The organism is Pseudomonas argentinensis (genome assembly GCF_001839655.2).
GTDB classification, from domain to species: domain Bacteria; phylum Pseudomonadota; class Gammaproteobacteria; order Pseudomonadales; family Pseudomonadaceae; genus Aquipseudomonas; species Aquipseudomonas argentinensis_B.
The window spans coordinates 458,825-473,188 of record NZ_CP056087.1 but is presented as its reverse complement, the minus strand read 5'-3'; the positions used below and the strand labels follow the sequence as shown (position 1 = coordinate 473,188).

Genomic DNA, 14,364 nt, shown 5'->3' with positions numbered 1-14,364 from the left:
AGGGTCGGCCAGGCCAATCAGTCCCGAGAAGCGGGGTGGTCACGGCGCCATTGCTGCAGTTCGATCACCTGGCCGGTCTTGCGGGGCGCAGCTGGCGCGGCGGCTTCGACTACCGGTGGCAGGGCCTCTGCCGGCTCGCGAAACGGGTAGGGATCGAGCTCGATGGTGCCCAGGTGGGCGCCGAACATGACGATGCGCCCGGCATGACGCTGCTCGCCGGTTACCGTGAATTCGAACCCGTAGATCCGTGCGAAACGGCGGTTGCCCCGGCCATCGCGAACCAGGCCGAAGCGCTGGAAGGCCACGTTGCCATCGAGCAGTTCGATATCCAGCCTGGCGCAGTGCTGTTTGACCCGCGTCAGCGCGCGCTCGCGAATGCCGTGGCCGTGCCACAGCCAGGCGGCGCCGGCGGCGAGCAGCATCAGGATGAACAGGTTGCCGAGGGTCAGCATGGCAGGCGAACTCGTGACGAGGAGCGCCCAGCTTACCCGATCCACGGTGACAGTTGCCGCCGTGAGTCGGTGTCAGGTTCGCTATCCGTTGCCGATGCGTCAGCTGGCCAGGCCATGGGGGTTGATCGGCAGTGGCGTGACCGGCGCGGGCGCCTGCAGGCCGAGACGCTCGAACATCACCCGGGCGATTTCCCGCTCGCCCATCACCACCAGATCGGCCTCGTGGGTCTGCAGATAGTCGACCTCATCATCGAAGTGGGCGCGGGCGATGATGTCCAGATCGGCATTGGCCTGGCGGCCGTGGATGGCGATCTGTCCGGCTTCCAGGCTGTTGGGAATGGCGATCATCAGCCAGCGCGCCGAGGTCACGTTGGCCAGTTCCAGCACCTGGGTGCTGGCCGCGTTGCCGAGTACCACGCTGAAGCCTTCCTCGCGCAGTTCCTGGGCGCGGGTGCGATTATCGTCGATGATCACCAGCGGCACGCCTTCCTCGCGCAGGCGCCGACTGATGCGGCTGCCCACACGGCCATGGCCGATCAGGATGGCGTGGCCGGTTTCGGTGATCGGGTGCAGGTCATTGTCCTCGCGGTCCGCCACGCTGACCTGATCGGCCGGCGTGGTGTTCTCGCGGCGATCCAGCCAGGGCTGCAGGCGGTCGATGAGCAGGAACAGCAGCGGGTTGCAGAGGATCGACAGGATCGCGCCGGCCAGCACCAGGTCGCGCGCTGCTTCTGGCACCAGGTTGAGGCCGATGCCCAGGCCGATGAGGATGAACGAGAACTCGCCGATCTGCGCCAGGCTCACCGAAATGGTCAGCGCGGTGCTCAGCGGTTTGCGGAAGGCCAGCACGATGAGCATCGCCGCCAGCGACTTGCCGAGCACGATGACCAGGAAGGTGCCGAGCACCAGCAACGGCTGCTCGAGCAGGATCGCCGGATTGAACAGCATGCCCACCGAAACGAAGAACAGCACGGCGAAGGCGTCGCGCAGCGGCAGCGAATCCTCGGCGGCCTTGTGGCTGTACTCCGACTCGTTGAGGATCATCCCGGCGAAGAATGCGCCGAGGGCGAAGGACACGCCGAACAGCTGCGCCGATCCGTAGGCGATACCCATGGCGATGGCCAGCACGGCGAGGGTGAACAGCTCGCGCGAGCCGGTGCCGGCGCTGCGCTCCAGCAGCCAGGGAATGACCCGGCGGCCGACCACGACCATCAGCACCACGAAGGCGCTGACCTTGCCAAGGGTGATCAGCAGTTGCAGGCCGATGCTGTTGGAGCCGTCGCCCTGGGGAATGCCGCCGAGCACACCGGACAGTGCCGGCAAGAGCACCAGGGCCAGGACCATCACCAGGTCCTCGACGATCAGCCAGCCGACGGCGATCTTGCCGCGCCGAGTGTCGATCAGCTGGCGCTCTTCCAGGGCGCGCAGCAGCACCACGGTACTGGCCACCGAGAGTGCCAGGCCGAACACCAGGCCGGCGCCCCAGCCCCAGCCCATCGCCCAGGACAGGCCCATGCCCATCAGCGTGGCCACGGCGATCTGCACCACGGCGCCAGGGATGGCGATGTGTTTGACCGACATCAGGTCTTTGAGGGAGAAGTGCAGGCCCACCCCGAACATCAGCAGGATCACGCCGATCTCGGAGATTTCCTGGGACAGCTCCTTGTCGGCAACGAAGCCGGGGGTGAAGGGGCCGACGATCACCCCAGCCAGCAGGTAGCCTACCAGTGGCGACAGGCGCAGGCGGTTGGCCAGGCTGCCGAACAGGTAGGCCAGCACGAAGCCGGCAGCAATCGTCGCAATCAGGGGGGTGTGATGCGGCATGCGGTCTCCTTGGTGAAAAGGGCCTGGCATGCCTGCGCGGCAGCGGATAGCGCGTAGAACAGCGTAACGGCCAGGGCCGGATTGCCCGGCCATAAAGATCAATAGTTTATATTAAAACACTACTTATAACTAAAAGGTCTTTATACAGGATGTGTCGATTGTCATGGCCGATGCTGTGAGCCGCGTCACGCCTCGCCTTTGAGGGCCTGGTAACGGTTTTCCAGTTCCTGACGGATCTCCCGACGCTGGCGGCCCTGCTCGAAACGCCGCCGCTCCTCGGCGCTCTGCGGTTGACGCGGCGGCACTTCGGTGGATTTGCCGTGCTCGTCGACCGCCACCATGGTGAAGAAACAGCTGTTGGTATGGCGCACCGAGCGTTCGCGAATGTTCTCGGTGATCACCTTGATGCCGACTTCCATGGAGGTGCGGCCGGTGTAGTTGACCGAGGCCAGGAAGGTGACCAGCTCACCGACGTGTACCGGCTCGCGGAAGGTCACCTGGTCCACCGACAGGGTGACCACGTAGCGACCGGCGTACCGGCTGGCGCAGGCGTAAGCCACTTCATCGAGATACTTGAGCAGGGTGCCGCCGTGTACATTGCCGGAAAAGTTGGCCATGTCCGGGGTCATCAGGACGGTCATCGTCAATTGCGCATTGCCGGGTTCCATAAGGTCTCGCTCATCGGGTGGCTGGGGGCGTGATTGTCGGCCGTCTGCGCGGCCCTGGCTGGTCGATTGTGTCTATGCCGTCGATTGCTGCAACGTATGTACCGGCATTTCACTCTAGAGCCATAGTCTCTCATTCATTCAGGACGATCCCATGACGCGCCCCGTTATCTGTCTAGCCCTGCTGTCGTTGCTCGTTGGCACGGCCCAGGCCGCCCCCCAGTCCTGCGACAGCGTCAGCCTGTGCAATGCCGCCGGCACCGCGGCCTATCAGGCAGGTCGCTACGCCGAGGCTGCCGAAGCCTTCGAACGACAGCTGCGCCGCGCCGAGCAGGAGCAGGAGCAGGACGGCAGCGCCGCCCGCGAGCTGGCGCTGAACAACCTGGTGGTGACCAGCCTGCGCCTGGAGCAGCCCGGCCAGGCCCGCGCCTGGTTGAACCTCGCCCTGGCCGATGGCATGCAGGGCACCGCCACCCGCAACAACCTACGTTCGGTGGCCTCCGCCGTGGATTACCAGGCCCTGGGCGCGAGCATCGAGGGCCGTTACCTGCGTTACGCCGGTGCGGCGGTGTGGAGCAGCCTGGATATCAGTCGCCAGGCCGATGGCCGCTATCGAGCGAGTTTTTCGCCGCTGCGCGCCGGCGGCAAGGTCGAGGAATACGGCCCGGCGGCCGTCGGTAACCTGCAAGGCACGTTGCAGGGCGACAAGGCCTATTTCCAGCTGACCGCAGCGCAGTTGCCAAAGGGCTGCTCGGTGGCGCTGCTCCACGAAGGGCTGGATATCCAGGTGGTGGAGGTGATCGATCCGCGCTGCCAGGTGTATGGCGGCTCTGGTATCAGCGTGGCGGGACGCTACCTGAAGGTCAGTGCCGAGCCGCAGGCGCCGCAAGCGCCCATTCAGTGATCTTCGTGCGGGGAGCACCGTGGGTCGCCACCGGCGGTGACCATAAGGAGATGCCCGGCGTCTTTTCCGGCAGCGCTGTAAGGTGTACACCTCGCGGGTTTCGGTAAATATTTCTGAATATTTCCACACCGTGACGCGTCTGGCCCGGATGTTAACCTGCGGCCAGTGTGGCCCAGCAACGGGCCGATCTTCCCGCCTTCCAGCAGGCTCCAACGCGCCATCGAGCAGCCGCCCGCGCGCGTTCGTGCCTGCCCAAAACAAGGAGCCGTTCCCTCATGCATGCCATCAGCTTCATCCAGGATCTAGCGGTGATCATGCTGGTGGCCGGTGTGGTCACCGTGCTGTTTCACCGCTTCAAGCAGCCAGTGGTACTGGGCTACATCCTCGCCGGCTTTCTGATCGGCCCGCACACCCCGCCGTTCGGCCTTATCCATGAAGAAGAGACCATCCGCACCCTGGCCGAGCTGGGGGTAATCTTCCTGATGTTCTGCCTGGGGCTGGAGTTCAGCCTGCGCAAGCTGTTCAGCGTCGGTGCCACGGCGTTCATCGCGGCGTTCCTGGAAATCATCCTGATGATCTGGATCGGTTTCGAGATCGGCCGCTACTTCGGCTGGAGCACCATGGACTCGCTGTTCCTCGGCGCGATCCTGGCGATTTCCTCGACCACCATCATCATCAAGGCGCTCGGCGACCTGAAGATGAAGAACGAGCGGTTCGCCCAGCTGATCTTCGGCGTGCTGATCGTCGAGGACATCCTTGGTATCGGCATCATCGCGCTGCTCTCCGGTATCGCCCTGAGCGGCACGGTAGAGACCGGCGAGGTGTTCGCCACCGTCGGCAAGCTGTCGCTGTTCATGATCGTCGCCCTGGTCATCGGCATCATCCTGGTGCCGCGCGTCCTCGCCTACGTGGCCAGGTTCGAAAGCAACGAGATGCTGCTGGTGGCGGTGCTGGGCATGTGCTTCGGCTTCTGCCTGCTGGTGGTCAAGCTGGAATACAGCATGGTGCTGGGTGCCTTCCTGATCGGCGCGATCATGGCCGAGTCGCGCCAGCTGGTGCAGATCGAGCGGCTGATCGAGCCGGTGCGCGACATGTTCAGCGCGATCTTCTTCGTCGCCATCGGTTTGCTGCTCGACCCCAACGTGCTGGTCGAGTACGCCTGGCCGATCGCGGTGATCACCGTGGCGGTGATCGTCGGCAAGGTGTTGTCGTGCAGCGTCGGCTCCTTTATCGCCGGCAACGATGGACGCACCTCGCTGCGCGTCGGCATGGGCCTGTCGCAGATCGGCGAGTTCTCCTTCATCATCGCCACCCTGGGCATGACCCTGCAGGTGACCAGCGACTTCCTCTACCCGGTGGCGGTGGCCGTCTCGGTGATCACCACCCTGACCACCCCGTACCTGATCCGCGCCGCCGACCCGCTGGCGGTAAGCCTCGGCAACGTGATGCCGCAGCGTGTGTCCCGGGTGTTCTCGCTTTATGGCGAGTGGCTGCGCAGCATCCAGCCGCAAGGCCAGGGTGCGATTCTCGCGGGGATGATCCGCAAGATCGTCCTGCAGGTGCTGGTCAACCTGGCCTTCGTGGTGGCGATCTTCCTCGGCATTGCCTTCTTCGCCGCGCAGATCGGTGCCTGGCTGGCCGAGTGGATCGACCAGGAAAACCTGCGCAAGGCGGTGATCTGGGGCGCCGCGCTGATCCTTTCGCTGCCATGCCTGATCGCCGCGTACCGCAAGATCAAGGCGCTCTCCATGCTGCTCGCCGAAATGGGCGTGCGTCAGGAGAAGGCTGGCCGTCATACGGCGCGGGTGCGCAAGGTGATCTCCGAAGTGATCCCGCTGCTCTCGCTGGTCGGCATCATGGTGCTGCTCACCGCGCTGTCGTCGAGCATCCTGCCGTCCAACGACATGCTGCTGCTGGTCGGTGTGGTCGCGGCCGGCGTGGTGGCCGTGCTGTGGCGCTGGTTCATCCGCGTGCACACGCGCCTGCAGATCGCCCTGTTCGAAACCCTCGACAAGCCCGAAACACCGGGGCATCACTGAGGCAGCGGCAAGCTCCGAGCCGCAAGCTGCAAGAAAAAGCCCCGCGCTCGTGAACGTGAGTGCGGGGCTTTGCGTTGGTGCAGCGGATCATTGCGCGAGGCAAGGTGCTGGCGGTCGGCGCTCGATGGCGTTTTGCCCAAGCAAGGTCAGCGCCAATGCTTGTCTTGCAGCTTGCAGCTTGCAGCTTGCAGCTGCTGTCATTCCTCCAGCCAGACTTCCCGCACCCAGTGCCAGACCGAGTCCCAGCTGTCGTCGGTCAGGTCTTCTTCTTCGCCGTCCCAGAGCAGCACGGTGCCGTCCTGTTCGACGCAGTAGTAGTTGCCCTGGTCTTCGCAGATCGGTACCAGCTCACGGGGCACACCCAGGGACCAGGCGACCGAGGCCACTTCCGGCAGGTAGGTATGCGACTGCGGGTCGGTGACGGTGACCGGTTCGAGGCGGCCGTACACCACGTCGCTGACCTTGAGCAGGAATTCACGCAGCTCGAACGGCAGGTTGATGAGGATCTGCTCTTCGATCTCCACCAGCAGCTCCTCGTCGGGCAGTTCCAGCGGCACCGGCACTGGCTCGTTCAATTCACGCAGTTGTTCGATGACTTCTTCCACGGCGGCTCCACCTGAGTTCGACGATTCTGGTCAGATTCGGGAAGGCGAGGGGCAACGGGCGCTGCCTGCTTTTCCGTTCCTGTGATAACGCAGCTTTTTACGCTGAATGCAAAATGGCCACAAGCCGACAATAGGCAAAACGCCATGTCGGCCTGCGACGGATTCCGCCCGCCGTTGTTGCACTGCGCGCCCGCAGGCTGCGAAAAAGCGGGTGGCGGAAAAAAAGAAACCCGGGCAAGCCCGGGTTTCGTCAACGCATATGGGATCAGCCGTTCTGGCGAATACCGGCAACCAGCCAGGGCTGGTTTTCGCCAACCGCACGCTCCAGGCGCCAGCTTTCGCTGAAGGCTTCGCCCTGGTCGAAGCGCGAGGTCTTCGAGATGCCGCTGAAGGTCAGGGTGGCGATGGTCTTGTCGGCGTGGTCGTCGACGCCATCGAGCTGTACGTCGAGGTTGTCGATGTAGGTGGACTGGAAGCCATCACCCAGGTCGGCGCGCTCGCGCTTGAGGAACTCCAGCAGTTGCGGGGTCACGAACTCGGCGATCTTGTCCATCTCGTTCGCGTCCCAGTGCTGCTGCAGGCTCAGGAAGTGCTCACGACCGGCATTGATGAAGCTCTGCTCGTTGAACCAGGCCGGTGCGTTGATCACCGGCTTGATTGCGGCCGCGCTGCTGCCACCGAAGATCGACGGCTGGGCTGGCTGCGGCTGGCCATGGGCTTCACGCTGGAACGGCGCACCACCAGCAGCGGCGACGTTCGGCTGCTGCTTCTGGCGGCGAGCGGCCAGGAAGCGGAACAGCAGGAACGCGATCAGGCCGAAGATCAGCATGTCCATGATCTGCAGGCCTTCGAAGCCGTCACCCATGAACATCGAGGCCAGCAGGCCACCGGCGGCCAGGCCGGCCAGCGGGCCGAGCCAGCGCGAGGCACCGCTGGCGGCAGCCGGGGTACGGCCTGGCGCTGCGGCATTGGCGTTGGGTTGGGAAGGTGGCGTGGCCTGGCGAGTCTGGTGGCTCGGCGCGGCGCCAAAGGATTTACCGCCGCCCATACGCTTGGCGTCGGCAGTGAAACTGAAGGACAGGCCCAGGCAAAGTACCAGGGCGATGCTGAGGAAACGCTGCATTATCGGTTTTCTCTCGGTTATTGAAACACTGAAGGGCATCTTGCCCGTGGCTGGCCGGCATGACCAGCAACAGAATGTTTCGAGCTTTTGCCCAGCGAGGCGGCCTGTGCCGCGCCAGGTTACTGATGGAGGGAGGTGAATGCGACCCGCAGCTTGCATGTCGAGCAGGGTGCCTTGATTTTTGTTAGGGCAGCCGCCCCTGAAGGGCGGTCGTCTTGCAACGTGAATCGTCTGATCTGCTCTTCAAATGGGTTCCAGTTTGGCATAGGCCAGCATCAGCCACTTGCTGCCTTCACTCTCGAAGTTCACCTGCACCCGTGCCTGAGGGCCCGAGCCCTCGAAGTTGAGGATGGTGCCTTCGCCGAACAGCGAGTGCTGCACGCGCTGGCCGAGGTTGAATGGCGTGTCCGGCACGGCGCTGCCGGCGAACAGGCTGCTGCCGCTCATGCTGCGGCTGCCACTGCCGTACGGGCGGCTGACGCTGTTGGACAGGCGCACTTCCTGGACCAGGTGCGGCGGCACTTCGCGCACGAAGCGCGACACCTTGTTGTAGGTCTCGTTGCCGTACAAGCGGCGGGTTTCCGCGTAGCTGATCACCAGGTGGCGCATGGCCCGGGTGATGCCCACGTAGGCCAGGCGGCGCTCCTCTTCCAGGCGGCCGGGCTCTTCCAGGCTCATCTTGTGGGGGAACAGGCCCTCTTCCATGCCGACCAGGAACACCCGCGGGAACTCCAGGCCCTTGGCGCTGTGCAGGGTCATCATCTGCACGCTGTCCTCATGCTCGGCGGCCTGGGTGTCACCGGCTTCCAGGGAGGCATGGTCGAGAAAGGCGGCCAGCGGCGTCTGCGCCTCGTCGCCTTCCTCACCCTCATAGGAGTCGAAGGCGCGGGCGGCGGACACCAGTTCCTCGAGGTTTTCCACCCGGGCCTGGGCCTTCTCGCCCTTCTCGTCGCGGTGGTAGGCAAGCAGGCCGGACTGTTCGATGACCAGCTGCGCGGTGCTGTGCAGCTGCAGGCCCTCGACCTTCAGCGCCAGGGTGTCGATCAGCTCGACGAAGGCGTTCAGCGCACTGGCGGCGCGGCCGGCGATCACCTTGGTGCCGACCGCCTCGTGCAGCGCGGCCCACATCGACAGGTCGTTGGCGCGGGCGAACTGGCGCAGGGTTTCCACCGTCTTCTCGCCGATGCCGCGGGCCGGCACGTTGATCACCCGCTCCAGCGCCGCGTCGTTGCCGCGCTGGTGGATCAGGCGCAGGTAAGCCATGGCGTTCTTGATTTCCGCACGCTCGAAGAAGCGCTGGCCGCCGTAGATGCGGTAGGGAATCTTCTCGCGCAGCAGGGCCTCTTCCAGCACCCGCGACTGGGCGTTGGAGCGGTAGAGGATGGCGATGTCGCTGCGCCTGAGGCCGTCCTTGCGCAGGGCACCCTCGATGGTCTCGACCACGTAGCGCGCTTCGTCGTGTTCGTTGAAGGCGGCGTACAGGCTGATCAGGTCGCCGTCACCGACATCAGTGCGCAATTCCTTGCCCAGGCGCCCCTGGTTGTTGGCGATCAGCGCGTTGGCGGCGTTGAGGATGTTCGCCGTGGAGCGGTAGTTCTGCTCCAGGCGGATGATCTCGGCGTCGGCGAAATCGCTGTCGAACTGCTGAATGTTCTCGATCTTCGCACCGCGCCAGCCGTAGATCGACTGATCGTCGTCGCCCACCACCATCAGGCTTTCGCCGCCCATTGCGAGAAAGCGCAGCCAGGCGTACTGCACGGCGTTGGTGTCCTGGAACTCGTCGACCAGGATGTGCCGGAAGCGCTTCTGGTAGTGCGCCAAGAGGCCGGCGTTGTTGCGCCACAGGTCGAGGGCGCGCAGCAGCAGCTCGGCGAAGTCGATCACCCCGGCACGGGCACAGGCGGCCTCGTAGGCCTCGTAGATGCTGCGCATGGTGGCCAGGAACAGGTCGCCGCTGGCCTGGATGCCGGCCGGGCGGATGCCTTCGTCCTTCTGGCCATTGATGAACCACTGCGCCTGCTTGGCCGGCCAGCGCTGCTCATCCAGGCCCAGTTCGCGGATCACCCGCTTGATCAAGCGCTGCTGGTCGTCGGAGTCGAGAATCTGGAAGTTCTCGACCAGATTGGCTTCCTGCCAGTGGGCGCGCAGCAGGCGGTGCGCCAGGCCGTGGAAGGTGCCGACCCACATGCCGGCCGGGCTCTGGCCGAGCACGTCCTCGATGCGGTGGCGCATCTCGGCCGCGGCCTTGTTGGTGAAGGTCACCGACAGGATGCTGTGTGGCGACACGTCCAGGCGCTGGATCAGAAAGGCGATGCGGTGCACCAGCACGCGGGTCTTGCCGGAGCCGGCACCGGCCAGCACCAGTTGATGACCTGGCGGCGTGGTGACCGCATGGTGCTGGGCTGGGTTGAGAGAACTGAGTCGCTGATCGAGGTCATTTTGCATCGCGGCATTCTAGGGGGGCGACGCAGGTAGGGCAAACGCTGCTGACCGCGGACATGACGGGCTGCCAATGGGCGCCGCCGGGCGGCTGCGATCAGTGTTCGGGCAGGTTGGCGAAAATGCTCCAGCACTTGGTTGAGGTTGCGCAGTTGGGCTTCGGTGAGGCCTTCGAAGCTCTTGTGGAACAGCTTCGGCGGCACCGAGGCCTCCGGCTTGGTCGTGATTCGGCTTGGCATTCATCGGGATACGCCAAGCTGAAGTCGGTGACCATTGGTTGCTGGGAGGCATCGCCTGCGCTATCGGCCTTTAACAACAGGCATAACTGTGTTCCGTTTCAAGGCTCACAGTTATGCCCTCTGGCGCTATTAGACGCCCGTCCTCACTTCACCGAAAACTTGAACACCGTATTCTGCGTATACGTCTGCCCCGGATCCAGGCGGGTGGAGGCAAACTTCGGCTGGTTCGGCGCATCTGGGAAGTGTTGGGTTTCCAGGGTGAAGGCGCTCCAGTGGGCGTAGGTCTTGCCGGCTTTGCCTTTTACCGAGCCGTCCAGGAAGTTGCTGGTGTAGAACTGTACGCCCGGCTCGGTGGTGTAGAGCTGCAGGAGGCGGCCGGAGGCGGGGTCGTGGACTTCGGCGGCGAGTTGCTTGATGTCGCCTTTGCCGTCCAGCGCCCAGTTGAAGTCGAAGCCGCCCTGCTTGGCTTCGGCGAATTTGAGCTGCTCGTGGTCATCCTTGATGTGCTGGCCGATGGGCGTCGGTTTGCTGAAGTCCATCGGCGTGCCTTTGACTAGGGCCAGTTCACCGGTGGGGATCAGCGTCTTGTTGACCGGCGTGTAGTGGCTGGCGTGCAGGGTGGCGACCTGTTTGAGGATATCGCCGTTGCCGGCCCCGGCGAGGTTGAAGTAGCTGTGGTTGGTGAGGTTGACCACGGTGGGCTTGTCGGTGGTGGCCTTGTAGTCGATGTGCAGTTCGTTGTCGTCGGTGAGGCGGTAGGTGACTTCGGTTTTCAGGTTGCCGGGAAAGCCCATCTCGCCGTCCTTGGACAGGTAGGTGAGGGTCACGCCGACCGAATCCTTATCCTTTACCGGCTTGGCTTCCCAGACCTTCTTGTCGAAGCCCTCGGCGCCACCGTGCAGGGCGTTCGGCCCGTCGTTGAGTGGCACCTGGAAACGCTTGCCATCGAGTTCGAAGGCGCCGCCAGCCAGGCGATTGCCGAAGCGGCCGATGGTGGCGCCGAAGAAGGCGGTGCCGGTCTCATAGCCCTGCACGTCATCGAAGCCCAATACCACGTCTTCGACCTTGCCGTTCTTGTCCGGCACTGCCAGGGCCTGCAGCACGCCGCCGTAGGTGATGATGGTGGCCTGCATGCCATGGCTGTTGCGCAATTGATACTGCTCGACCGGCGTGCCGTCGCGGGTCTTGCCGAATGGCTTGTGTTCGCTGGTCAGCCCGGCAGCGTTGGCACCTGTGGCAATCGCCAGAGAGAGGGCCAGGCCGGACAGCAGGTGGTGGGGGTGGGTCATGGTCGAACTTCCTTTTATTGTTGTGGAGGGCGTTCTGACGAGCAGCGGCTCGGGGCAGCGAATGCCAGGCCGGAATGATCTTGATACGAAAAACAGCTTAGCTGTTATCTGACAACCAGCTAGGCAGTTCGTCATGGCACCGGTGTGCGGCTCAGGGGCGTTCGGAACCCCCGCTATCCGCTTGCTGCCTTCAAACGACCGGTGACGGCGGCGCGCAGGCATCCCCAGGCGATGGCGCCGATGATCAGCACTTCGGCATAGCCAACCAGCAAATTGAACGAGAACACCAGGGGTTGCTCGCTCCAGTAGAAGCTATGCGCTCCCGTTCGAAAGCCGCTGACCCGCAAGCGGCCGGTGAACAGCGCTGGCATCAATGTGGTGAGGTGGCTCAGTTCGAATACCGCCAGGAAGGCGCCCAGTAGTGCGCAGAAGGCCCGGGCAGGCGTGCTGACGGTGGTGCTTTTCCCATGAGAAGGGGCTGGCGCCTCGGCTTTCGACTGCGCTGCAGCTTTCGCGGCACGGCTGCTGACGGGCTTGTAGGGCGTCGGCGCTTTGACTGTCGTGGGGTCGATGATGGTCGTCGGCACGTCCAGCTGCAGGTATTCGGCCAGTTCTCGCAGCCACCGGTCGGTGCGTTCGCTGCCCGGTATGACCGGCACGCTGTCGGTGGTCAACCGGTGCTCGGTGCCATCGCGCATCACCAGCCACAGTTGGGTGTGGGCGGGCTCGGCGCCTTGGCGACGGCGCAGCTCGAGGCGCTGCGTCCTGTCGAGTCGAAACACCTCGGTGATCCGCTCGCGACGACCAAAGAAGTTTCGTGTGCGGCGTTTGCCCTCGCCATCGAGGCGTGACAGCAGCAAGGTTTCACGCATGCCGGTATAGACCATTATCACCAGGCCAAGCGCAGGAAACAGCAGCAGCCCGAGCACGATCAGCAGTAAGGTCAGTGGGTCCAGGCTGGCCGAGGGCGAGGAGTCACTGGCAACCGCAATGGCCACGAGTGCAACCGGGGCGGCAAAGGCGATCGCGCCCATCAGCGGGGCAACGATGTTCATCACCCCGTTGTGCGAGTGAATGTGCAGATCGCCCCGTGGGGTGCGTTCGAAGCGGTGGCCAATCAGCATGCAGGCTTCCGTTAGCGCCACGGGCGGGCGCGCCTCTGTCATTCGCGCAGCATAACCCGAGGGCAGGCTGACGAGCTTCGGTCAGTGCGTCGCCAAGGGGCGTGCGATAGGTGCCGCAACGTCGGTCCGGGAGGGAGGTGAGCTAGGCGACATGGCATTGGTCAGTGGATTCAGCCGCTGCCTGTCCACCGCGCTGACGATGCGTCAATCCTGCCTGGCGGCACCGCCGGGTTGAGCCTGCGCCTGCCACTGGCGGATCGCCTGCAGCACCTGCTCTTCGTAGCCGCGCAGCTTGCGCGCCTTGTAGGGCGAGTTGCTGATCGCCAGGATCGGCGCGCTGTAGTGGATGGCCTCGGCCAGGCGATTCAGATAGGCGTGGCCGTCGCGCCGGTACTCGGCCAGCTCTTCATCATTCAGACGGATCAGCACGCTGCAGCTGACGGCGCCGTGATGGCACTCCACGTCGATCAGCAGTCCGCTGTCGTCTTGCAGCAGCAACCAGGCGTGGGGTTGGTGATCGATGACCTGCATGGGGCTGTCCTTTGGCGTGCTGAGCGCGGTCAGCCCTTGCCGAGCATCTGCTGGGAGAACAGCGTGCGAATCGCCTCGCGGTATTCACGGCTGCCGGTGCGCATGCTGTTGTTGTGGTTGCCGCCGTCGATCAGCAGCAGGCGCTTGGGCTGGTTGGCCGCCTGGTACAGGCTTTCGCTGAAGCGCGCCGGCACGTAGCGGTCACCGGTGCCGTGGGCGATCAGCACCGGTACCTTGATGTCGCCGATCTTGCTCAGGGAGTCGAACTTCTGCGACAGCAGCCAGCGCACCGGCAGCGAGGTGTACTCGGAGGCGACGGCGGTAGCGGCATCGGCCAGGTTGGTGAAGGTCGATTCGATGATCAGCCCGGCCAGCGGCGGGGTGTGGCGATCACGGCCCAGGGAGTCGGCCAGGTTGACCGCCACGGCACCACCCAGGGAGTGCCCGTAGATAAAGCGCTTGGCAGGATCGGGCTGCAGCTCGGTGAGGCGTTGCCAGGCGATCTCGGCGTCTTCGTAGAGGGTGCGCTCGGAAGGCAGCTCGCCGCGGCTCTCGCCAAAGCCGCGGTAGTCGATGGCCAGCACCGAGAAGCCCATGGCGTGCAGCTGTTCGATACGAAACAGCTGGCCGGTCAGGTTCCAGCGCGAACCGTGCAGGTACAGCAGGGTTGGCGCGTCCGCCTTGCGGGCTGGCCACCACCAGGCGTGGATATTCTGGCTGTCGCCGAACTCGGGCACGCTGAGGGTCATGTCTTTCACTCCGGCAGGCAGGCCGTGAAACCAGCTGGCGGTGCCCGGCTCGATGCGAAACACCAGCTCGCGCTCCTTTTCTTCCAGCTTGGCGCAGCCGACCGGCAGGCCGACGGCCAGACACAGCAGCAAGCCGATGCTCAGCCAGCGACGACGCAGGGTGTGGATAAGTGTGGTGGCCATGGTTCTCCGCGGAGTTTGCAAACGTAACGCGCGCCGCGCTTCGCTCACGGGCGGCGCAGGGGCGGGGGGAGGGTGACAGGCGAATAGACCGAAACACCACGCCAGCGTTCGCCGCCGCGACTGGTTTCGGGTATCGAGTTGTAACCGCAGCATGCCAGGGCTGCTGGTGCTTTCACGCCTGCGCTATGCTGCGCCGCT

Annotated in this window: 12 protein-coding genes; 2 read left to right on the top strand and 10 right to left on the bottom strand. The window is 64.4% G+C overall.

Annotated features, from left to right (window positions below):
- Positions 1 to 17 precede the first annotated feature (17 nt).
- The 3 genes from SA190iCDA_RS02185 to SA190iCDA_RS02175 form a co-directional block, all read right to left on the bottom strand.
- Entirely contained in the window at positions 18 to 452 is a 435-nt protein-coding gene (locus tag SA190iCDA_RS02185) for a DUF3301 domain-containing protein (protein WP_070884774.1), read from the bottom strand.
- 99 nt (positions 453 to 551) lie between these two features.
- On the bottom strand, positions 552 to 2,276 hold the full coding sequence (gene ybaL / locus SA190iCDA_RS02180; protein WP_070884773.1) for a YbaL family putative K(+) efflux transporter: 1,725 nt from the start codon (positions 2,274 to 2,276) through the stop codon (positions 552 to 554).
- A 185-nt stretch (positions 2,277 to 2,461) separates the two neighbouring features.
- Positions 2,462 to 2,944 carry an acyl-CoA thioesterase gene (locus SA190iCDA_RS02175; protein WP_070884772.1) on the bottom strand — a complete coding sequence of 161 codons (483 nt, stop codon included), beginning with the start codon at positions 2,942 to 2,944 and terminating at the stop codon, positions 2,462 to 2,464.
- 151 nt (positions 2,945 to 3,095) lie between these two features.
- Here SA190iCDA_RS02175 and SA190iCDA_RS02170 point away from each other — a divergent pair, with 151 nt between their 5' ends.
- Together SA190iCDA_RS02170 and SA190iCDA_RS02165 are read left to right on the top strand one after the other, a co-directional pair.
- Positions 3,096 to 3,845 carry a tetratricopeptide repeat protein gene (locus SA190iCDA_RS02170; protein ID WP_070884771.1) on the top strand — a complete coding sequence of 250 codons (750 nt, stop codon included), beginning with the start codon at positions 3,096 to 3,098 and terminating at the stop codon, positions 3,843 to 3,845.
- 275 nt (positions 3,846 to 4,120) lie between these two features.
- Positions 4,121 to 5,884: a cation:proton antiporter gene (locus tag SA190iCDA_RS02165; protein ID WP_070884770.1), complete on the top strand. Its 1,764-nt coding sequence runs from the start codon at positions 4,121 to 4,123 to the stop codon at positions 5,882 to 5,884.
- Between the two features lie 197 nt (positions 5,885 to 6,081).
- Here the strand turns inward: SA190iCDA_RS02165 and SA190iCDA_RS02160 are convergent, their stop codons facing one another.
- The 7 genes from SA190iCDA_RS02160 to SA190iCDA_RS02130 form a co-directional block, all read right to left on the bottom strand.
- Positions 6,082 to 6,489 carry an SMI1/KNR4 family protein gene (locus SA190iCDA_RS02160; protein WP_070884769.1) on the bottom strand — a complete coding sequence of 136 codons (408 nt, stop codon included), beginning with the start codon at positions 6,487 to 6,489 and terminating at the stop codon, positions 6,082 to 6,084.
- 265 nt (positions 6,490 to 6,754) lie between these two features.
- Entirely contained in the window at positions 6,755 to 7,612 is an 858-nt protein-coding gene (locus tag SA190iCDA_RS02155) for a Tim44 domain-containing protein (RefSeq protein WP_070884768.1), read from the bottom strand.
- Positions 7,613 to 7,855: 243 nt separating this feature from the next.
- Positions 7,856 to 10,057, bottom strand: coding sequence for a DNA helicase II (gene uvrD, locus SA190iCDA_RS02150; protein WP_070884767.1), 2,202 nt, complete (start codon positions 10,055 to 10,057; stop codon positions 7,856 to 7,858).
- A 376-nt stretch (positions 10,058 to 10,433) separates the two neighbouring features.
- Positions 10,434 to 11,579: an aldose epimerase family protein gene (locus SA190iCDA_RS02145; protein ID WP_070884766.1), complete on the bottom strand. Its 1,146-nt coding sequence runs from the start codon at positions 11,577 to 11,579 to the stop codon at positions 10,434 to 10,436.
- A 173-nt stretch (positions 11,580 to 11,752) separates the two neighbouring features.
- On the bottom strand, positions 11,753 to 12,703 hold the full coding sequence (locus SA190iCDA_RS02140; RefSeq protein ID WP_070884765.1) for a hypothetical protein: 951 nt from the start codon (positions 12,701 to 12,703) through the stop codon (positions 11,753 to 11,755).
- Between the two features lie 204 nt (positions 12,704 to 12,907).
- Positions 12,908 to 13,234: a hypothetical protein gene (locus SA190iCDA_RS02135; RefSeq protein WP_070884764.1), complete on the bottom strand. Its 327-nt coding sequence runs from the start codon at positions 13,232 to 13,234 to the stop codon at positions 12,908 to 12,910.
- Positions 13,235 to 13,263: 29 nt separating this feature from the next.
- Positions 13,264 to 14,166: an alpha/beta hydrolase gene (locus tag SA190iCDA_RS02130; RefSeq protein WP_070884763.1), complete on the bottom strand. Its 903-nt coding sequence runs from the start codon at positions 14,164 to 14,166 to the stop codon at positions 13,264 to 13,266.
- Positions 14,167 to 14,364 lie beyond the last annotated feature (198 nt).

What these genes read in the sequence shown, in the direction of transcription:
- SA190iCDA_RS02185 (WP_070884774.1), bottom strand. Translation starts at nt 452, where the DNA reads ATGCTGACCCTCGGCAACCTGTTCATCCTGATGCTGCTCGCCGCCGGC.
- ybaL (WP_070884773.1), bottom strand. Translation starts at nt 2,276, where the DNA reads ATGCCGCATCACACCCCCCTGATTGCGACGATTGCTGCCGGCTTCGTG.
- SA190iCDA_RS02175 (WP_070884772.1), bottom strand. Translation starts at nt 2,944, where the DNA reads ATGGAACCCGGCAATGCGCAATTGACGATGACCGTCCTGATGACCCCG.
- SA190iCDA_RS02170 (WP_070884771.1), top strand. Translation starts at nt 3,096, where the DNA reads ATGACGCGCCCCGTTATCTGTCTAGCCCTGCTGTCGTTGCTCGTTGGC.
- SA190iCDA_RS02165 (WP_070884770.1), top strand. Translation starts at nt 4,121, where the DNA reads ATGCATGCCATCAGCTTCATCCAGGATCTAGCGGTGATCATGCTGGTG.
- SA190iCDA_RS02155 (WP_070884768.1), bottom strand. Translation starts at nt 7,612, where the DNA reads ATGCAGCGTTTCCTCAGCATCGCCCTGGTACTTTGCCTGGGCCTGTCC.
- uvrD (WP_070884767.1), bottom strand. Translation starts at nt 10,057, where the DNA reads ATGCAAAATGACCTCGATCAGCGACTCAGTTCTCTCAACCCAGCCCAG.
- SA190iCDA_RS02145 (WP_070884766.1), bottom strand. Translation starts at nt 11,579, where the DNA reads ATGACCCACCCCCACCACCTGCTGTCCGGCCTGGCCCTCTCTCTGGCG.
- SA190iCDA_RS02140 (WP_070884765.1), bottom strand. Translation starts at nt 12,703, where the DNA reads ATGCTGATTGGCCACCGCTTCGAACGCACCCCACGGGGCGATCTGCAC.
- SA190iCDA_RS02135 (WP_070884764.1), bottom strand. Translation starts at nt 13,234, where the DNA reads ATGCAGGTCATCGATCACCAACCCCACGCCTGGTTGCTGCTGCAAGAC.
- SA190iCDA_RS02130 (WP_070884763.1), bottom strand. Translation starts at nt 14,166, where the DNA reads ATGGCCACCACACTTATCCACACCCTGCGTCGTCGCTGGCTGAGCATC.